The organism is Glaciecola sp. 1036 (assembly GCF_050306235.1).
Lineage (GTDB): Bacteria > Pseudomonadota > Gammaproteobacteria > Enterobacterales > Alteromonadaceae > Glaciecola.
In genome coordinates, this window is record NZ_JBLWFH010000002.1 from 67,978 (window position 1) to 88,550 (window position 20,573).

General features: G+C 41.5%; 20 protein-coding genes. 17 read left to right on the forward strand and 3 right to left on the reverse strand.

Features of this window, described 5'->3' with window-relative positions; genetic code table 11:
* Positions 1-101: 101 nt before the first annotated feature.
* The 3 genes from ACNKW3_RS02940 to ACNKW3_RS02950 all read right to left on the reverse strand — a co-directional run bounded on the left by ACNKW3_RS02940 (position 102) and on the right by ACNKW3_RS02950 (position 2,948).
* A complete protein-coding gene (locus tag ACNKW3_RS02940; protein ID WP_427397772.1) occupies positions 102-1,019 on the reverse strand; it encodes a hypothetical protein in 918 nt (305 codons plus the stop codon).
* A 104-nt stretch (positions 1,020-1,123) separates the two neighbouring features.
* Positions 1,124-2,383 carry a DUF2264 domain-containing protein gene (locus ACNKW3_RS02945; protein WP_427397773.1) on the reverse strand — a complete coding sequence of 420 codons (1,260 nt, stop codon included), beginning with the start codon at positions 2,381-2,383 and terminating at the stop codon, positions 1,124-1,126.
* A gap of 34 nt (positions 2,384-2,417) precedes the next feature.
* On the reverse strand, positions 2,418-2,948 hold the full coding sequence (locus ACNKW3_RS02950; protein WP_427397774.1) for a DUF5655 domain-containing protein: 531 nt from the start codon (positions 2,946-2,948) through the stop codon (positions 2,418-2,420).
* A 480-nt stretch (positions 2,949-3,428) separates the two neighbouring features.
* Between ACNKW3_RS02950 and ACNKW3_RS02955 the strand changes: the two genes are divergently transcribed.
* The 17 genes from ACNKW3_RS02955 to vgrG all read left to right on the forward strand — a co-directional run bounded on the left by ACNKW3_RS02955 (position 3,429) and on the right by vgrG (position 20,567).
* Positions 3,429-5,045 carry a glucan biosynthesis protein gene (locus ACNKW3_RS02955; RefSeq protein WP_427397775.1) on the forward strand — a complete coding sequence of 539 codons (1,617 nt, stop codon included), beginning with the start codon at positions 3,429-3,431 and terminating at the stop codon, positions 5,043-5,045.
* On the forward strand, positions 5,021-7,138 hold the full coding sequence (gene mdoH / locus ACNKW3_RS02960) for a glucans biosynthesis glucosyltransferase MdoH (protein ID WP_427397776.1): 2,118 nt from the start codon (positions 5,021-5,023) through the stop codon (positions 7,136-7,138). The genes ACNKW3_RS02955 and mdoH overlap by 25 nt, the downstream gene beginning before the upstream one ends.
* A gap of 43 nt (positions 7,139-7,181) precedes the next feature.
* A complete protein-coding gene (locus ACNKW3_RS02965) occupies positions 7,182-7,382 on the forward strand; it encodes a hypothetical protein (RefSeq protein WP_427397777.1) in 201 nt (66 codons plus the stop codon).
* Between the two features lie 239 nt (positions 7,383-7,621).
* Positions 7,622-9,994: a TonB-dependent receptor domain-containing protein gene (locus ACNKW3_RS02970; RefSeq protein WP_427397778.1), complete on the forward strand. Its 2,373-nt coding sequence runs from the start codon at positions 7,622-7,624 to the stop codon at positions 9,992-9,994.
* A gap of 33 nt (positions 9,995-10,027) precedes the next feature.
* Positions 10,028-10,648, forward strand: a complete 621-nt coding sequence (locus ACNKW3_RS02975) for a PepSY-associated TM helix domain-containing protein (protein ID WP_427397779.1) — start codon at positions 10,028-10,030, stop codon at positions 10,646-10,648.
* Positions 10,649-10,667: 19 nt separating this feature from the next.
* Positions 10,668-11,201: a DUF2271 domain-containing protein gene (locus ACNKW3_RS02980; RefSeq protein ID WP_427397780.1), complete on the forward strand. Its 534-nt coding sequence runs from the start codon at positions 10,668-10,670 to the stop codon at positions 11,199-11,201.
* Between the two features lie 20 nt (positions 11,202-11,221).
* Positions 11,222-12,052: a DUF4198 domain-containing protein gene (locus ACNKW3_RS02985; RefSeq protein ID WP_427397781.1), complete on the forward strand. Its 831-nt coding sequence runs from the start codon at positions 11,222-11,224 to the stop codon at positions 12,050-12,052.
* 3 nt (positions 12,053-12,055) lie between these two features.
* A complete protein-coding gene (locus tag ACNKW3_RS02990) occupies positions 12,056-13,354 on the forward strand; it encodes an NADPH cytochrome P450 oxidoreductase family protein (RefSeq protein WP_427397782.1) in 1,299 nt (432 codons plus the stop codon).
* 101 nt (positions 13,355-13,455) lie between these two features.
* Entirely contained in the window at positions 13,456-13,899 is a 444-nt protein-coding gene (locus ACNKW3_RS02995; RefSeq protein ID WP_427397783.1) for a YaiI/YqxD family protein, read from the forward strand.
* Positions 13,900-14,084: 185 nt separating this feature from the next.
* The gene (locus ACNKW3_RS03000; protein WP_427397784.1) at positions 14,085-14,654 is read left to right on the forward strand and encodes a DUF4255 domain-containing protein; all 570 of its coding nucleotides are present in this window, start codon (positions 14,085-14,087) and stop codon (positions 14,652-14,654) included.
* Between the two features lie 30 nt (positions 14,655-14,684).
* Positions 14,685-15,683: a hypothetical protein gene (locus ACNKW3_RS03005; protein ID WP_427397785.1), complete on the forward strand. Its 999-nt coding sequence runs from the start codon at positions 14,685-14,687 to the stop codon at positions 15,681-15,683.
* An 11-nt stretch (positions 15,684-15,694) separates the two neighbouring features.
* A complete protein-coding gene (locus ACNKW3_RS03010; RefSeq protein ID WP_427397786.1) occupies positions 15,695-17,107 on the forward strand; it encodes a phage tail sheath family protein in 1,413 nt (470 codons plus the stop codon).
* 29 nt (positions 17,108-17,136) lie between these two features.
* On the forward strand, positions 17,137-17,571 hold the full coding sequence (locus ACNKW3_RS03015; protein ID WP_427397787.1) for a phage tail protein: 435 nt from the start codon (positions 17,137-17,139) through the stop codon (positions 17,569-17,571).
* Complete coding sequence (locus ACNKW3_RS03020) at positions 17,568-18,011, forward strand: phage tail protein (RefSeq protein WP_427397788.1); 444 nt, start codon at positions 17,568-17,570, stop codon at positions 18,009-18,011. Before ACNKW3_RS03015 ends, ACNKW3_RS03020 begins: the two co-directional genes overlap by 4 nt.
* Position 18,012: 1 nt before the next feature.
* Positions 18,013-18,177, forward strand: a complete 165-nt coding sequence (locus ACNKW3_RS03025) for a DUF5908 family protein (RefSeq protein WP_427397789.1) — start codon at positions 18,013-18,015, stop codon at positions 18,175-18,177.
* 15 nt (positions 18,178-18,192) lie between these two features.
* Positions 18,193-18,855: a peptidoglycan-binding protein gene (locus tag ACNKW3_RS03030; RefSeq protein ID WP_427397790.1), complete on the forward strand. Its 663-nt coding sequence runs from the start codon at positions 18,193-18,195 to the stop codon at positions 18,853-18,855.
* A gap of 74 nt (positions 18,856-18,929) precedes the next feature.
* The gene (gene vgrG, locus ACNKW3_RS03035; RefSeq protein WP_427397791.1) at positions 18,930-20,567 is read left to right on the forward strand and encodes a type VI secretion system tip protein VgrG; all 1,638 of its coding nucleotides are present in this window, start codon (positions 18,930-18,932) and stop codon (positions 20,565-20,567) included.
* Positions 20,568-20,573: the final 6 nt, after the last annotated feature.

Below are 20,573 nucleotides of genomic sequence, written 5' to 3' on the forward strand. Positions count from 1 at the left end.
CACACTTTAAAATCAAGTCATAATCTCACCGTCACATAAATTTCATTAAAATGGAGCCGTAGTTCATTATAACAATGGAGTCGTAGTTCATTCTCCCAATCTCAGGGAGTTACCCACCACTTGGGATCAATATTTTCGAACTCACGGGTTAAACCTGGGGTGTCAACACGAATAACAGTACGCTTATCCATATTTGCTCGTTCAAACGCATCTTTTGAATACTTATGGTTGCGTAAAAGATGAAACAAACTTCCGTCTTCTAACGCCTTTTCTAGGCCTTTTTCAATTATGGCTTTTAACTTTTTATTACTCGGATGCAGATAAAAAAATCGCCCAAACGGGTAAAACAAAGTGATGTTTTCATCCACAACAAGGCTATGATCTTTAGGTCCAAATTTTTCTAAAAGCCCATAAGCTTCATGCGCGCCCAAAGGTAATAAGTGGAACCTTTCGGCATTTACGCGTAAAAAGAGGTTTTGTATCGTAGGCGCGGTAATAACTTTAAAGCCTGCGTTTTCAAGAATGACGTTGTCATGCCAACCGGTGCCTTGACCGACCGTAAAAGCAACTAAATCTTGCAGATCATTCACCTTATTTAGTTTGGAGACATTTTCTTTACGGGTGATAAATAACCGCCATCCACTTACCCCCATATCAATCGGTTTGTAGATTATATCGAGTTCTTCTAAAAATGCGGGTAAGTACCCGCCGTCGATAACATCGATTTGATTGGTTGTTGCCATTCTTATAAGTCTTTGAGAATTTACGACTTTATCATCAAGTATTAATTGATAATCTTCTCCAGATTTTTCTAGCGCGAGTTTAAGAACAGAATAACCAAGTGCAGAGGTACCTATACCATCTCTATTAGGATATACCACTTCAATCGCACTACTGGATTTGCTGAATACTATTGAAAGCAATAATGTGATAAAAATCAGACAGGCGCTTATCGCTTTGCTACTAAGCAATTCAGGAAATCCATTTCGATTTTGTCGAAAAAGAAAAGTTACCTTCATATATCTGAAGCCAAAATACACTAATAAACTAATTTATAGACTAAAGTCGTTTATTTTTAAAATTTAATATAAAAAATAAACTATTTTTAATCAAAAACTTCCTGTTAGTATTCTACGGGATAGTCTTTTTTAAATGCTTCGCCAGCAAATGCTTTTTTCTGGGTCCAGTCTTCAGATGGGCTTTGCCAAAACAGGTCGCTCAAGGGAAGCCCTAAAGGCAAGAAGCTCGCGGTGGTGATGTACATACTGCCATTATTTGAGTACCAGTCGCTTAAGGCTATATTGGCACCCGTAAATCCTATTTTTAAGAACCCATCTTCAGAAAAATTATTGTGTTTTACAAAAATAGTTTCATGCACTGCTTTTAAAGCAGCTCTCACCTGGCCTACAGGCAAGGAATCTGGCAACTTATTTTTCAAGGCTAATTGAGCTAAAGGCTGGAATGCTGCAGTTCGATAGGTAAGAGAACGACCTATTGGCGGGTAGGTACCAGTTGGCGAAATTAGTCTTTCTAGATGTTCACAGAATCGTTGTGAGCGTTTTATTTCGGTGTCTAGTTCTACCTTTATATCGCCTTTCCAAAAATAAGCCTCTTTATTGGCCATAACCTCTAAGATATCCAGTAGCATTGGATGAATGACATAAGAGCCATAATAATCAAACGCAAAATGTTGGCCATCAGCGAACCAACCATCCCCTACATACCATTCTTTGAATTTACGAATCGCATAATCTAAGCGAATAGGATCATACTCCTCGTCGATGCTCATTAGAAAAGCTTCGTTCATTGCTGCGAAAAGTAACCAGTTAGTATAAGGAGGTTGAATTTTACGCAGAGATTTAATTTCTTTTATAATTCTTTGTTTAGTTTTATTGGATTGTTGTTGCCATAACAAAGGTGCACGAATCATTGCTTGAGTGTAATAAGCTGAATCCACTAACATTTGACCATGACCAACATCCCAATCAAGATAATCAGGGCTTTTAGGGTCAACTGAATATTCATAGCATTGCAAAGCATTTTCACGCATTTTTAGACGTCTTTGCTGGTATGGACCAGGTTCATTTAGCGCAATCCAAGGCGCAGCGCCCGCTATAGTGCGTCCGAAACATTCTAAATAAGCCACGCGTTGGTCGCGACCATCGCCATTTTTAGGTACCTGCAAAGGAAATTTTTTATGAAAATTTTGGTTGGCAAAAATAGATAAAACTGGGTCAGCTATTTTCTCGAGTAAACCTACAAAAAAATCATAATCTTGAGGAATCTTGGGTGTATTCTTAGCTTGTAAAGAGAAGCTAGGTAATCCAGTTAAGCTAAGTAGAGCTCCCATCCCTGCGAAGGTTAAAAATTCCCGTCTTTGCATTTAATTGTCCTGATTTAATAGTAGCGGTAGTGGATCAATTTGCTTGTGTATACGCAAGTTTAATCCACTGCAAAAGTTGCTCATCAATCTGATCTAAGTTAGTCAGTTGAACTCTATGGGTGCACATAGTGCCAAAAGGTCCTGAGGTTTCAAGTCTGCCTTGGTGCTCAACGTCATTAAGTTTTAGTCCTAAATCAATGCGTGTTTTAGTAGAGGGCTGAATCAACGCAAATTGCCGTTTAACTCTAAAGCTCACTGCCGATTTTTTTGGCACGACTTCTACATTGGAACCAAGCTCGGTTATCTTGGCAGTAAGTAAATCAAATATAGGTTTTAAATTCTCTTTACCCTTATATTGATTGCTCACTAACTCACTGTCTTGAGACGAGCCGGCATCAGCCTCCCGAAATTTAAGGGTAATGAAATTAGCATAACCATGAGATATTCCCAATTCTGACTTGAGATATTTCATGTACTCGCCATGTTTTGTAAAAGGTAATTTGGCAAGTTCAACTTTCCACTGCGCCAAGGATAAGCCTGTTTTTTCAAGAAGATTTTGTTCCATGGAAAATTCTCCGACGGGGCGATTCAGACACTAAAACTATCTAACGAAAGCCTATGGCTAACTAATGTTGGTCAATCAAGTATTAGTTAGTTAGGTGTCTAGTTTCAAGCGATTTTTCTTGTTTTCACATTCTAAAATTTACGCACTCGCAAGCAAAAATTTCCCAGTTTATTGTGCATACTAATTAGAGGATAGGATTTCAATTGACATCTCATGGCCAAGAAAAACAACATAAAGATAATAAAAACAATATGTTGCTTCTTATAGGGCCAATTCTACGGTTCCTTTAAATAACTGGCGTAATTTCTGCAAAAGTAGTGTTAAAAAATAATAAAAAATGCGGTCTACCGCTATCTACATTAAATGTTCAATCATTTTTAACGTCGCAAACTGACTCCTATTTGAGTCACCCTGTACACCGGCATTCGTCCTTTTGGGAAGCAGGTAATTTAAGTTATATAAGGTAATTAAGGAAAGCTAATGTCGAATAAGCCCTTTCTAATCACGGTTTCTGCATTCATCGTTGGGATATTGAGTATCTTGTATGCGATTGATGTTCAGTCGGCGTTTTTAAACAGAGGCGCAGGCCAACTACAAGCGCAAGTATCACAGAAACAACCTACGACCGTCGCGGAAGTATCTGAAAACGATAAACAAGAAAGTCCAAAGCGTCCTACTCATGCGTTTGATAGAGCTTGGCTAGAAAGTCATGCAAAAACACTGTCTGAAAAAGCATACGAAGCCAAAACAATACCTGCAGATAATCCACTTAGTCAGTTAAATTACGACGATTATAAGAAGATTCAGTTTGAGCGTGGCGCGACCATTTGGAATCGAGAAGATAGAAACTTTAGAGTTAATCCTTTACATCCAGGGTTTCTTTTTAAAACACCAGTCAATTTAAATTTAGTTGTTGGCGGGGTGTCTCGTCGTGTTCTTTATACGTCTGAAATTTTTAATTATGACGAAGGTCAAGAACAAGTTAAAAATACAAAGGCGCAAGGATATTCTGGTTTTAGCGTTACCACTCCAATAAACAGGGATGATAAGTGGGATGAGTTCATGGTATTTCAGGGCGGAACTTATTTTCGAGCTGTGGGCAAAACCAATTGGTATGGACTCTCGGCACGAGGGCTTGCCATTAATACGGGAAAGCCAACAGGTGAAGAATTTCCTGAGTTTACCGACTTTTGGATTGAACGTCCGCGCGAAACAGATGATGCCTTAGTGGTGCATGCTTTAATGGAGAGTCCGTCCGTCACAGGCGCTTTCACCTTCACGGCTAAACCTGGCGAGCACACTCGCATAAAAGTAAAAAGCACTCTGTACCCAAGAACAGACATAACACATTTTGGCATAGCACCGCTCACTTCCATGTTCCTCTTTAATGCCATGAATAATGTCAGATTTGATGATTTCAGACCTTCGGTACATGACTCCGATGGTTTATTAATGCTTAAAGGCAATGGTGAGCAAGTATGGCGGTCTTTAGCTAATCCATTACGATTAGAAGTGTCGGTGTTTCAAGATCACAACATCAAAGGCTTTGGCTTGATGCAGCGAAGTCGTGATTTTGAAGATTTTGAGGATTTTGAAGCTCATTATCAAGATCGACCTTCAGCTTGGGTAACACCTCTCAACGATTGGGGGCAAGGTCATGTGGAGTTATTCGAAATTCCTACCAATATGGAAATTCACGACAACATAGTTGCATTTTGGCAACCGAAGCAGCCATTAAAAGCGGGTGAGTCTTACGAATTCAATTATGAGATTGCATTTGGAAGCGATGCGCCAGTGAAAAACAAAATCGCAAAAGTAGTCGCGAGCGCTTCTGGATTATCTATTGGGTCTAATACTCAAAGAGAGTTTGTCATCGACTATAAAGCGGATCAGATCCCAGAAGATGTTGTGGTAAACGCTCAATCTAGTACAGGTCGCATAACAGGTACTGTCAGTAAAGTAGTACCACAAACAGGAAATCTGCGAGTAGTTGTTAAATTTGAACCCGGTGACGAGGATTTGTCAGAAATTCGCGTAGGTCTTCAACAAAATGACAAGCAATGGGGGGAAACATGGCTTTACAGATGGACTCGTTAAATACTGAAAACCAAGCCGTTCCTCCAGCGGCTAGTTTGCAAATGTTACCCCAAGATTTTTCTACAAAACCAGAGGTTAACCATGGTTTTCAGGGGTGGAAGGCATTACTGGCTAGGCTTATCACCTTTGGTGGAGCATTAGCGCTGACTGTTTATGCAACTTATCAAATGGTCCTTATCGTTTCTCAAGGCAAAGTCACCATTTTACAGTGGGTGATGGTAGCCTTGTTTTGCATTACCTTTGTATGGATAGCCCTTGCCGCTTGTGCTGGTTTAGTAGGCTTTCTCTTTTCCGGCAAATCTACTCGTAAAGATAATGTCGATATTACTGACAAAAAGACAGTGTTATTGATGCCGGTTTACAATGAAGATCCAAGCGAAACTTGCGCGGCTCTTTATGCAATGGGCACGGAGTTGGATGCAAGAGGCTTAGGTGAACAGTTCGAAATTTTTATTATTTCTGATTCGAATAATCCAGATGTTTGGATAAAAGAAACTGCAGCCGTGGCTAAACTTAAAGAAGCCTTGCGCGGCAAAATGAATGTTTGGTACAGACGGCGATTTGATAATAGTGCAAAGAAAGCCGGCAACGTTCATGAATTTGTGAGTCGCTGGGGAGCCAGATATGACTACATGCTAGTGTTGGATGCAGATAGCCTGCTTTCTGCAGACACTCTACACCAGCTTATGCTAGAGATGGCTGCGGATGACCAGAGCGGCATCATTCAAACCCTTCCTTGTTTGTATCGTGGTGATACTTTATTTGCACGATTACAGCAGTTCGCCGGTAGTATTTATGGCCCCATAGTGGCGCAGGGAATTACGGCTTGGCAAGGTAATGACGGTAACTACTGGGGGCACAACGCAATAATCCGCGTGAGCGCGTTTGCAGAAACAGCGGGATTACCAAAAATTGGCGGCGTGCGTCCATTCCAAGGGGATATCCTGTCACATGATTTTGTCGAAGCCGCGTTAATGCGCAGAGCTGGGTGGAAAGTTCGAATGTTACCCGCACTCAAAGGTTCGTGGGAAGAAAGCCCACCGAGTTTAAGTGATGTAGCTGTGCGTGATAGACGGTGGGCTCAAGGCAATATTCAACATCTTGCAGTGCTAAAAGCCAGAGGACTTCGATGGCCAAACAGGTTTCACATGTTAACAGGTGTTATGGCCTATATGGCATCGCCATTTTGGTTAGCACTAATTTTGATTGGGATTGTAATGGCGGTGCAAACTCATTACGCAAACATTGAATACTTTTCTGATCAGATGACCTTACTGCCAAATTGGCCAGTGTTTGATTCTGAGCGCATGATCCAGTTGTTTATATTTACAATGGTGATAGTGGTGCTACCAAAACTCTTTGGTTTGATTAGGGCATTCTTTCATACTTCGTTACGAAAGCCTTTGGGCATCATTCGCATGACATTAGGTACTCTAGTTGAAATGTTTTTCTCTATTTTGTATGCGCCAATTTTCATGCTTATACATACCAAGCATATCATCGATATCTTTCGTGGTAAGGACTCTGGCTGGTCAACACAGCAAAGACAATATTCCGGTATACCCTGGATGCAAGTGACCAAACAACATTTCTGGCACACCTTGATTGGCATCGGATTGACAGCTTTAGTCTACTTTAACGCGCCGAGTCTGTTGATTTGGTTATCCCCAATCTTAATTGGTTTGGTACTTTCGATTCCTTTGTCGGCGCTAAGCGGTAGCCAAATATTGGCGAAAGTATTCAGAAAGCTGGGTATTTTGAATATTCCAGAAGAACAAAAGTCCCTTGCCATATTTGAAGCCAGAGATAAGTTTGCTGAAGAACTCAATAACGAAGTAGCTCAGTTATGCAGTTTAGACGTAGCGATAAATCCAAGGCTGAAACAACGCCATTTTTCCATGGTGCAACCGATTCCGCGATTAAAGAGAGGTCAGGCTCCGGTACACAAGTTAAGTGCTGAGTACAAGTTGAATGACGCCACTTCATGCGAAGAAGCCTGGTCTTGGTTAGATAAACAAGAAAAAATTGCTGTCCTTAGTGAAATAGCACTGTTCGAAAGGTTCGCAGAACTCAAAAGAGTTAATGCAGCTTAAAATTTTGACTGTATTTTGAAATTCGTAACGAAAGGAGATCAAAATGAGTAAAACAAAGATAGGGCCAATCGCAAGTATGTCAGCGATAAAAACGGCCATCGCTAACAATGAGGCTGATAAATTAAAACAACTATTGGAAGGTCAGCAACTGGATGGATTACAGAAAGATTATCTACTCGAGTTGGCCAAAATGAGTAATAAAGAAATAAGCGAAATAGTTTCATCCACACCAGCCAAACCTTGAATAAGACGGTTTAACATTTAAAGAAAAGGCAGTTTGTGGTCACCCAAATTGCCTTTTCTCCTTAATATCTGAATTACAAACATTAAAATCGATTAAAAAACGGCCATTTAAATAAATGCAAATGATAATGGTTATCATTATGGTTGACATGAAGATTTCATTCTGTAACATTGAGTCCATTAAGTAAAGAAATACAAAACGAACACGTTTACACACTCAACACATTCAATAGGTTACAAATGAAATTATCTGCAAGATATTCTTCAATCGCAGCGGCGGTTGTTATAGGACTTGGTGCAAATGCTACTGTACAAGCAACGGCAAAGTATGAAGATGTTGAAACTATCGTAATTACAGCAACTGGTTTCGAACAAAAAATTGTAGAGGCCCCCGCTAGTATTTCAGTCATTACTGCGGAAGAGCTTAAAACTCGCTCGTTCACTTCTATTTTAGATGCCGTAAAGTATCAAGAAGGTATCGATATTGGTACGACTAGAGACAAGACGGGCCAAGGCAGTGTTAGCATGAGAGGGTTAACAGGCGAGTACACCTTACTTTTGATAGATGGAAAGCGTCAAAATAATCATGGTGACATCTACCCAAATAATTTTGGTGGTAACGCATTTAATCATATCCCTCCATTAGATGTCATTGAACGAGTAGAGGTCATTAGAGGGCCCGCTTCGACTCTTTACGGTGCTGATGCACTAGGTGGTGTCATCAATATAATCACAAAGAAGCATAGTGAAAGTTGGGGGGGCGCAATCACTTACGGAAGAAGCGTGCAAAGCGATGACGATTTTGGAGATGATATAACTACAGATGTCACACTTAATGGTCCTCTAATTGAGAATGTCCTTAGTCTGGGCCTTAGAGCAAGTCTATACGAACAACAGGCTTCATCTCCGCAATTTGAGCCAGCGGTAGATCCAAATGGTGATGTTCATGTAAGAGCTTTAGGTTTTGGTAGCGGTGGTCGAACCGTAGATAATACAAATGAGCACTTTGGTTTTAGTTTAAATTATACCATAGCTGACAATCATGAACTGATGTTTGATTATGACAATTCACATCAAGAATATGACAACACACCAGAATACGATTTGGATACTGGCACCATCACTTATCCTTTAGGTACAAAAGATAATATAGACAGTATTTGGGCTTCTCGTCGCGGACAGGTAAACCCGCGAGCAGGCTATGCTGCGGAACAAGAGTTTGATCGTCAATGGTGGTCACTCGCTTATCAAGGAGAATTTTCATCGTTTTCATTAGATGCTTCGCTTTCTTATGTTGATACTCAAAACAATGGTCGGACATTACCTTTAAGTGTAAGTGAGCGTTTACTTTTGCAGGAGATGTATGATGGTACGGGTGTTTATGCCGGTTTAAGTGAGGAAGAGCGTCGAGATATAGCTGAAGAGACATTCTTACCTCGTCCTAACAGACCCTTAGAGAGTAGCCAGTATACGTTTGACCTAAGAGCAGATATTCCAGTAAACAACCTAGCAGGTGATCATAACTTCGTATTAGGCGCCCAAGCAATTGACGGTGAGTTGCAAGACGGGGTGTTCGGCTTAGAATCAGGTAATGCTGGCGCCATTCAAGAGCAGAAGATGTATTCAGTCTTTGCTGAAGACAACTGGATGATGACAGACACTTTCACCTTAACAGCAGGTGTCCGATATGACGACCATGATGTATTTGGTGGTCAAACCTCGCCGCGTATATATGCAGTTTACAACCTATCAACTGATTGGGTGTTAAAAGGCGGTGTTAGTACAGGATACAAAACTCCTCAAACGACAGATTTATACGATGGCATTACCGGCTTCGGTGGTCAAGGTACTAGTCCATTTGCTGGAAATCCTGATTTACAACCTGAAACTAGCGTTAATTCAGAAATCGCATTGTATTGGAATACTGACGAACATAATTTCAATATTACATATTTCATGACCGAGTTTGAGGATAAAATAGCCCGAGGAGATACTATTCAAAGTTGTGAAACCACAGGTGGTGTAAGACCCTGTGTTAACCTTGGCGAATATGATCAACTTGGCTATGACACTTACAGTCAAAAAATCAATATTGACGAAGTAGAAGTACAGGGGATTGAAATTGCTGGTCGATATCAATTTCTGAAAGATTGGGCTGTTTATGCAAACTACACATGGACCGACAGCGAACAAAAAAGTGGAGTTGAAGAAGGCCTACCATTAACCAATACGGCTGAACATATGGCGAACATCAACCTGTCATGGGAACTATCAAGTGATGTAAGTCTTTACTTACAAGGGGAGCTCCGTTCTGATCGTTATCGAGGATATGATTCAATATTGGAAAGAGAACTATATTATAAAAATTACACCTTACTTAACCTGGGTGCATCGTGGACACTTAACGAGTATACGGTAGTGAATTTGCGCGTAAACAATCTATTGGATAGAGATTTCACCTCTTATACAACAACTTACGAAGATTTAAACGGTGACGGTGTGTATGAATATGTCACTGGTCGAGGTGCAGTGAGTGAAGTTGTGTTTACAGACGATTACAATGTAAAAGACAAAGCAAGAAACTTCTGGGCGAACGTCACTGTTAGTTTCTAAATGATTCTGCTTTAAAGGAGCAAAAAGGTAAACATGCGGATCGAAGTGGGTTCTATTAGACAGTGGCACTGGATAAGTGCCTCTTTGTCTTTGGCTGGAATGTTAGTATTCGCGATTACCGGTATTACCTTAAATCATGCTACTGACATTACCATAGAGCCAGAAATTCAAGTCGTGGAAGCCAGTTTACCCCAAGACTTATTGGATCAACTCTCACAGCTTGCACAGCAACAAAGTGAACAATCTGGTATGAATGCGCAGCTTCCTCGTTCGGTGCAGTTTTGGTTAGCGCAAATGCATGATATTCAGATTAGCCCATCAGCTTCCGTAGAATGGACTGAAGAAGAGATCTATCTCGCTATGGCTGGTCCAGGAGTAGATGCTTGGATGGCCATTGATTTGAGCATTAATGAGCTCAGTTATGAGCGCACAGATAGAGGCGTAATTGCATATCTAAACGACCTGCATAAAGGGCGGGACACCGGCGTAGTCTGGGGATGGTTTATCGATATATTTGCCATAATCTGCGTGATGTTTTGTGTTACCGGCCTCATATTGTTATATCGACAAGCAAATCATCGAAGCATGACTTGGCCAATCACAGTGTTGGGGTTGTTGGCACCCTGTATCTTACTACTTTTATTTGTTCATTAAACAAACAAGGAGAACTATTTTGTTAAAACGGCTGTTGGTGGCTACTAGTCTGATAACTTTTTCATTAATCCAGAATGTCCATGCATTAGAGCAAGCGACAGAAGTGCATTTACAAATTGAATTGCCAAGGCTGCAAGTTGCCGAATATCACAAACCATATGTAGCAGTATGGTTAGAAAATGATAAACGTCAGGCTACACAAATTGAAGTTTGGTATGACGTTGCTATGGACAACGAAAAAGGTGAGGAATGGCTTGCTGACTTGCGTCAATGGTGGCGTCGAGGTGGTCGTAACTTAGAGCTTCCAGTGGATGGTGTATCAGGTGCAACTAAAGGTCCTGGTCGACATCACGTTGAGGCTAATTTAGGCCAAATGATGGGTTCGTTACCGCCAGGTAAATATAAATTGAGAGTAGAAGTTGCTAGAGAAGTAGGCGGTCGTGAGCTACTGGATTTAGAAATTGCGCTTCCGCTAGATACTACACTATTGCCTCTATCAAAAGAGGGTAGCAGAGAAATTAGTCAGATTACCCTGACAGCAACCGCAGATTAAGTTCAACAAGGAAAATTACAATGACAGTACATCCAATTTTTAAACTAGCGGCAGGCATTTTATTGTCAGCGGTCGTGGTGTCGGCATCAGCACACAGAGCTTGGATAAAACCCAGTGAAACTGTGTTATCTGGCGATCAAAACTACGTCACTTTTGATGCAGCCGTTTCAAATACTCTATTTTTACCTGAGCATGTACCTTTAAGAACAAACGGAATTTTGGTGACCGGCCCTACAGCAACCAAAGTAGAATTGGAAAATGTTGCTACAGGTAAATATCGATCTACATTTGATATTAATTTACAACAGCAGGGCACTTATAAAATTGCATCTGCTTCTTCAGGTTTACGTGCTTTTTGGAAAGATGCTGAAGGTAACCGTAAAATGTGGCCTCCTCGAGGTAGAGGTGCTGGTGAACAAACATTTGAACAGGCAGTGCCTAAAGATGCTAAAGAACTACAAGTCAGCTACTCCTCTCGTCGCGTAGAGACTTACGTAAGTCTAGGTGCTCCAGATGAAACAGCACTAGCGATTACCAAAACTGGACTTGAATTAAAGCCGTTGACGCATCCAAACGATTTGTTTGCAACAGAAACAGCCAGTTTTCAATTTCTAATGGACGGTGAACCGGTTGAAGGGGTGGAAATAGAAATCGTTCGAGGCAGCATGCGATACCGAAACGACTCAGAAACTATTACCTTGACCTCAGATGCTGATGGCAAATTTAGCGTCACTTGGCCAACAGCGGGTATGTATTTTATCGAAGCTAGTTATAGTGATGAGAAAGCGAAAGCACCAGCAACTAGACGACAAGGTGGTTACGCATTGACCCTAGAAGTATTGCCTTTATAAAAAATGTCGGAAAACCTTAGACTACTGATTGCTCTTGGTTTAGCGCTTGCTTGGATATTGTGGGTTTACCGCATATTCAAGCAAGAGAATAAAACTAAAGCCTCATTTTCGGATGAGCAGCAAACAGTAGTGCTGTATGCAAGTCAATCTGGACAAAGTTTCTCGTTAGCAAAGAAACTAGCCTCATCCCTTGAGAATGCACCTTTGTTGCCACTTAACAAAGTTACCAGCCAAAGTCTTCAATTGGTGCAAAAGGTGTATTTGTTTGTTAGTACCTATGGTGACGGTGAGTCCCCTGATAATGGTAGAGGTTTCATCCATCAACTGAAAAAGCTAAACAAAACTGCTTTGCAACATCTTGAGTTCGAATTAACGGCCTTGGGAGATAGTCGCTATCCTGAGTTTTGTGCTTTTGGTTATGAAGTCTTTAATCAACTAGTCGATTGTGGTGCTAAACCTGTCAATTCAATTCAGTGCTTAGATGCGAATATGCCGCAGTCACATGAGCGTATCCAAAGTAGCGGCAATACGTCGCGTATTACCTTAGAAAAGCGCACCCACCTAAATCCTGCCAGCCAGAGTGAAGGGTTGTTTTTACTGGAGTTTAAAACAGAAAACTGCCAGTGGGAGGCCGGGGATATTGTGGATATTTACGTCCCAGATCCTGACAATCAAGAGCGTTATTTACACCCCAGAAGCTACTCAATCGCCAGTGCTTATGAGGGTAAAAAGCTAAAACTTATCGTTAGATTGCAAAAACGCTCAGACGGAACTTTAGGTCATGCTTCTGGTTATTTGACGCAATTAATGGTTCCCGGGAATGCTTTACCGGTAAATATTGTCGAAAATCCAATGTGCAAAATCACAGACTCACAAGTGCCCCTGCTGCTAATCGGTGCAGGTAGTGGTCTTGCAGGTTTGGTCGGGCAGATTGAAACCAGAGCATATACCAAACAAAAGATTGGCAATATAGGACCTATTTGGTTGATCTATGGTGAACGCGATCCAGAATTAGATTTGCCATTACACGAAAAATTATTGAATTGGCAACAAGAAGGTGTGCTGACAATAGTCGATAGAGCCTTTTCTCGAAACCCAGCTAAATCACAGTATGTGCAGGATATATTATTGGAAAAAGCCAGTAGCATTGAGGAATTCTTAGGCAATAATGGACACATTTATTTGTGTGGTAGTAAAGACAAAATGGGCGATAGCGTGGATAAGGCTATCAGCCGCATTTTGGGTGAGGCAGGCAAAGAAAAAATGATTCAATCAACTCGCTATCATAGAGACCTGTATTAGGTTAATTAGCCGCTAAACAGCAATAAGATTAACTAATCATTGACCTGTCTATTGGCGACTGTAAACTAACCAAGCTTGGCTTATAAGTTGATGGTGATTATTTGAAAATTTTAGTAGATGCAGATGCTTGTCCAAATGTTATTAAAGACATTCTGTTTAAGGCGGCGCAACGGAAAAAAATTCAAACGTTACTCATCGCCAATCACGCCATAAGTATTCCCCCATCACCCTATATCACACGCTTGCAAGTGGCTTCTGGGTTTGATATTGCAGACAATGAAATTGTCAAACGGGCAGAACCGGATGATTTGGTCATTACTGCGGATATTCCTTTGGCAGACGAAATTATCAGTAAAAATGCCCTAGCATTATCGCCACGGGGAGAGTTATTCGACAAACAAACGATTAAAAGTCGATTGAATACCCGAGACTTTATGGAGACAATGCGCGCTAGTGGATTTCAAACCTCGGGCCCGCCACCACTTTCCCAAAAAGATCGTAAAGCATTTGCTGACCATTTGGATAGAATCCTAGCGAGGTATTAAAAAAATTCCTAAATAACTCAGCTGGTTAATTAATAACCAACCTTTGGATGTTGACAGAAGTTTACTTTCTGTTTACTTTTTTAGGATAAGAACGAAGTCGATCAGAGTTTCCAGTTTTTCTTGTGCCGTTGTCGTTTAGACAAGTGGAATGATCAGAAAAGAAAGATTAAGACGAGAGAAATGGAATGCTTGACTCTGTACTCATGTTCGTTATGAACGAACTTAACGGCTATCTAAAATCTAAGTCAGCGCTCACTGATGATGTTGTGAAGCTTGGACCTATTGTGGATGACAGCGGTAAATACGCCCTTGATAAAAACAGTATTTCCCTATCATTAATCAATGTTGAACAAGAAGCTATAACTAAACAGCAACTCCCTAAAACTACCTACTCCCAGGGCAAAATGTTAACTTTTGCACCTGAGCTTCGTGTTAATCTTTATGTCATTTTTGCGGCTCGTTTTGATATTTATGATCAGGCATTAAAGTACATGTCGCACATAATGAACTTTTTTCAAACTCGCCCCTTGTTTACCCCAGATACTTATCCGGAGCTTGATACTACTTTATCGAGAATATCTCTGGATTTGCAGTCGCCCAATTATGACCAGCTAAATCAGATTTGGGCATTTATCGGCGGTAAACAATTACCTTCTGTTTATTACAAAATACGCGTGGTTAGTTTGCGTGATCAAGAATCGCCTAATATTGGCCCGCCAATATTGACCGTGAATAACGAGATTCATTCAAAATAAACTAACCGGCAATAGAAAGGAAAGGCTGAGATGGAGTTTAGTAAGTTAATGGACGTCAGCATTACCCATGACTTTTACGATGGGCTATGCGGGGACTTGATTTTGAAGCCGGTTGTTAACACCGGCAAACTTATGCACGTGGGGAAAATGCGTAGCGTAAATCAAAACGGCCAAACGTCTCTTTTTTATCAGCAAAACCCTCTAGCAGAACCAATGCAAAATATGTCAGGTGCGCATTTACTATTTGCATTAGTACCTACATCAACAACCTTTAGTGTGATTACTCAATTGGGCAATAAAACCAATCAATTAACTATCTATCGTAATGATGCTGATCCTAATAGCTTATCCGCACAGAGCTTTACCAAAGCAGGTGAAAGATTTACCTATGAGATTGTGCTTGAACAAAGACCATTAACCTTAACTTTATTGAACAGTGCTGGTGACACCGTTGAAAGTTATGAGATTACGGCGGCGCAAAATATTCAATCTTTTACCTTTGAACTTGCACTTTATGAAAACGGCTTGTATCGCATAACGGAACAAACTGACAGTGATAATGCTGAGACCAACATTGCGTTTTTCCCAGAGCTGCCTAGCCAGTGTCAGGGATTACTTATTCTCACGGTGGATAGTTCCCACTATAGCTCACCTGTTGACTTCACCATTAATTTTAATGCGCGCGAAGACAGGCTGAACTACTACATAGTGGCGACAAAATATGCCGAGGCAGATTTGACTGGGCTGTCAGTCACAGATGCAGGTTATGAAGAACAAAACCGAACCGAAATTACCTTCAATAAATTACAAGTAGCAGATTTCACTGATCAAGAAATTGACAGTAGCTTGCTCACACAAAATGGCAATAACGTCATTTTATTCCAATCTCAATCAGCGGTCAGTCGACGTTTAGTTGGTCCTAAGCACATACAGTTGACGCTGAATGATGAAGTTCTCTTTTCGAGTTTGCCAATACCGGGTAGTAACAGAGTCACGGCGGACTTTTTTATTCATGTTGCTAAGCCCTAGGAGCGTCATCTATGCCAGCATACAAAACGCCAGATGTTTATATAGAAGAAATACCGGTTTTTCCTCCCTCTGTAGCTGAGGTGGAAACGGCAATTCCCGCTTTTGTAGGTTACACCGAAAAAGCCACCAAAAGTACGGACAATGATTTAATTTTAAAACCGACCCAAATTACCTCAATGAAGGAGTTTGAACAGCTATTTGGTGACTGCTATTACGATACAATTGCCATTAGTATCGAAGCAAGCGGAGATACCTTTACTTCCTCTTCATTTACGCCACCCACTGCTGAATATTTGCTTTGGTATGCAATGAAAATGTTCTTCGATAATGGCGGCGGGAAATGTTACGTGGTTTCCGTCGGACTTTATCAAAGTTCACCCAATATCAGCAATGAAGGTGAAGCAGATTCAGCAGATATTGATGTCAGATACGGCTTATTAGATGGCATAAAAGCGGTTCAGGATGAAGACGAACCCACATTGTTAGTGGTACCTGAATCGGTGAATTTGGGATCGACCGAATATCAAGCCTTGGTACAAGCCATGTTATTGCAATGTGCGACGCTACAAGACAGGTTCTCTATTTTTGATATTTTTGACGGGGATACCAAATTAGATAGCAGTCAGCTTGACACAAATCGGTCTTACTTCGGCAATAATCACCTAAAATACGGGGCTGCATATTATCCGTTTTTAAAAACCGGCATGGTGTATAAGGTAAAAGCGGATAAGTCCAACGTTAATGTCACTGTTGGGTCGGATGCAGCTGCGCAACTTGGCACTATAGAAACATCCCAAACTGCAGCCTACAACTTTGTCATGAACAAAATCAAAGAAGCCTACGTGACTCTGCCGCCATCCGCTGCCGTTGCCGGCATTTATGCGATGACAGATGCCAATCGAGGCGTTTGGAAAGCACCCGCGAATGTCAGCATTAACAATGTTATTTCCCCTGTAATTAAAACCGACACTCTATATCAGGATTCTCTTAATGTAGATGCCGCTACCGGGAAATCTATCAATGCTATTCGCAGCTTTATGGGCAAAGGTACATTAGTGTGGGGCGCTCGCACTCTCGCCGGAAATGACAATGAATGGCGATATGTTTCAGTGAGACGTTTCTTTAATACGGTAGAAGAGTCAGTGAAGAAATCTACCTATTGGGCAGTATTTGAGCCGAATGATGCCAACACTTGGGTAAAAGTGCGCGGCATGATCGAGGCTTATCTGAATCAAAAATGGCGCGAAGGCGCTTTGGTTGGCGCAAAGCCCGATGACGCTTTCTTCGTACGTTGTGCTTTGGGTGTCACCATGAATGCTCAAGATATATTGGAAGGTCGCATGAACGTTGAAATAGGCATGGCAGTTGTTCGTCCTGCTGAATTTATTGTGTTGAAGTTTTCTCACAAACTTCAAACGTCTTAATCCATTGAACCAAGAACGGAGCTAATAAAATGTCAGAATTATATCCATTGCCAGTGTTTCATTTCGCGGTTCAGTGGGGCGGAACCCGCATCGGCTTTTCCGAAGTGTCAGGCCTGACGCAAGAAGTTCAACCCATAGAGTACAGAGACGGCACATTTTTAGAATTTTCCGCGATTAAAATGCCTGGACTGAAAAAGTACAGCAACATCACCCTAAAACGAGGCGTTACCAAAGGTGATAACGATTTTTTCAATTGGCTGAATACGGTCAGTCTAAACAAAGTAGAACGTCGCGATATCGTAGTATCACTGCTAAATGAAGAGCATGAGCCCGTCATGTCGTGGAAGGTGCATAATGCTTTTCCAGTGAAAGTCGAAGGGCCTGGACTCAAAGCTACCGGTAACGAAGTCGCCATTGAGTCTATTGAATTAGCTCATGAAGGCTTGAGAGTGCAAAACGAATGACCGCCTATCATCCACCAGTAGGTTTCCATTTTTCGGTTGAAGTGATGGGATTCGACAATAGTTCAGATTCAAGGTTTACCGATGTTTCTGGGCTGAATGTTGAGATGGCGACGGAAGAAATTGCTGAAGGCGGTCAAAACCGCTTTACGCAAAAGTATCCAGTGCGAACCAAGTATCCCGAACTCACCCTTAAGCGAGGTTTACTCAAACAATCGCAAATGATTGATTGGATAGCGCAATGCATAGAAGACTTCGATATTGAGCCAAGAAATATCAGTCTTAAGTTATTGAACGAAGAGCATGAGCCTTTGATGCATTGGTACCTTGTAGGTGCTTATCCAGTGAAATGGTCAATCAGTGATTTCTCCGCCACCAGTAATACCTATGTGGTGGAATCGCTGCAGTTCTACTACAAGTTTTTTAGCATTAAGCAGGATTAGTATGCCCCTTATCATCGACGAAGTTGTTATTTCCATCAATGTAGACAACCGAGGGTCGCCAAGATCAACCGCAAGGTCAGGGCAAAATCCTCAAGCAAAAAAAGAAATAGTTGAAGAGTGTGTCGAACAGGTGATGGAGATTCTCCGCCAGCAGCAAGAACCCTAACACTAGGTAATTTTAATGAAAGGCGAACTAGAAAAACTAAAAATTCAGGCATTTGCAGAAGCCGATTATTCAGGAGACAAACTCTCTGAGTTCAGTGCTTTTGTAAACCCAAATGAACTGACGTTGGCGTATGAAATGGAATACGACAGTGCTCAGGGCAGCGGTACAACCAATAGCCGCATGGATTTTAAGCAAATCAAACCTGGTGATCTTAATGTCACACTTTTCCTTGATGGAACCGGCGCTAGCGGAGAGAAAATTGACGTTCAAACGCAAATAGAAGCCTTCCAATCTACCACAGGGTACAACGGAGATATTCATCGACCTAATTATCTTATTGTCGCTTGGGGCAGTTTAACGGTAAGGCGTTGCATCTTAAAATCGGCTTCTATTGCATACAAGCTTTTCAAGCGCAGTGGTGAACCTCTTCGCGCTGTTATAAGTGCAACCTTTACTGACAATTCTGACGATCAAACCAGAGTTGCTTTGGCGCAAGATCAATCACCAGATTTGACCCATAGCAGGGTATTTAAAGCCGGGGATTCGTTACCTAACTTATGTCATGAGATCTATGGGAATGCGGCTCTTTATACCCAGGTCGCGAAGCTTAACGCCTTGCATCAATTTCGCAATATTAGTCCGGGAACACGTTTGTTATTCCCTCCTTTGGAGAAATAGCTATTAGTACTCAACGTCGTTTACCCATCAGTATCAATCACCGTGAGTTTACCATCAGCGTAGAGGGAAATTTGGTGCCTCGCAGTTACAACTTATTGGCTGTTTCGGTGGTCGCTCAAGCTAATAAAATCGCCCACGCTAAAATCGTGTTTCAAGATGGTGAGGCGTCTACAGGTTCTTTTCCTATTATCTCAGAAGGTCTGTTTGAATTCGGTCGCCAATTAGAAATAAAAGCAGGGGATTCAGAACAAAACACGACCTTATTTTCAGGTGTGATTGTTGGACAGCAAGTCAAAGTAAATGAGCGTAAATCCCCTCAACTAGTGATCACGTGCAAACACCAAGCGGTTAAGATGACCTTGCACAAACAGGGGCGTTATTTTGAGTCTTTGTCTGACAAAGATGTAATAGAGGAAGTATTTTCACAGCACGGCATTCAAACCGAAATCGATATATTAGAAGAATTCTATCATGAGCAGCTAATACAATATGATGAAACCGACTGGGATTATTGTCTTTCTCGGTTAACTGCATCAGGTTTAGTGCTCTTTACCCAAGGTGATAAGCTTGTCATTAAACCGCCAGCAGTTAACGACCAGCCTAAGCTAACTTTAGAATATGGTGCCACTCTATTAAGTGCGGATCTTAGCACGGATGCCCGCAGCCAAAAATCTCCCATAGAAGCGATGAAATGGGAAAGCGAAAATCAAGCCATCGCCTTTCGAACAGGTCGCAATGAGTTTGGGGAACAGCCGGGCAATTACAGCACAAGTACACTTGCTGACTCCCTCGGTGGAGATATGTCATACATTCGAAAACCTGCCACTTCAGATTCAGAGTTACAGCAACTGGCAAGCGCCCATACCACTTACAATGCGGTCAATCGAGTCTCGGGTACATTAAAAACCATAGGCGTGAGCGATGTTATGCCCGGTGACATTGTGAATCTGATGGGTTTGAGTCAGGCATTCAATGGGCATTCTTTGGTCACAGGTATTCGCCACGAATTAGATACGGTCAGCGGCTGGCGCACATATTTTCAAGTTGGCGGAATAGAGTTACCAGAAGATACTTCAAACCAAATCAGTTCAGGCTTACAGATAGGCAAGGTAGTCGACATTGAAGATCCGGAAAATGAATACAGGGTCAAAGTAAAACTCCCTATGTTAGATGAGACTACGGATGGCATTTGGGTACGAATAGCGAGCTTAGATGCTGGACCTGACAGAGGATTTTTTGTGCGCCCAGAAATTGATGACGAAGTGGTGCTTAGCTTCTTACAAAATGATAGCCGACAAGGCGTGATTTTGGGCATGTTGCATAGTAGTGCACATCCCGCTACTGAATCTCCTCAGCCAGAAAACAATATTAAAACATGGGTGACGAGAAGCGGGCAGTCCATCACCTTTGATGAAGAAAAAGTCGCAATAAGTTTAGCAACGCCAAATGGAAACAAGCTTGATATCAGCGAGGATGAAAGTGGCATTTTGCTAACTGATGAAAATGGTAACTCTTACGGTATGACCCCAAGTGGCATAGAAATTAATAGCGCCTCAGATTTATCTATCAATGCGGATGGAAATGTAATGATTAAGGCTGGCATTAATTTGACCATGGAAAGTGCTTCGAACTTGCAAGTTAAAGGCGCAATGACAACTGTAGAAAGTGGTGCAGTAACTACAATTAAAGGCTCATTAGTAAAAATAAATTAGGACTTC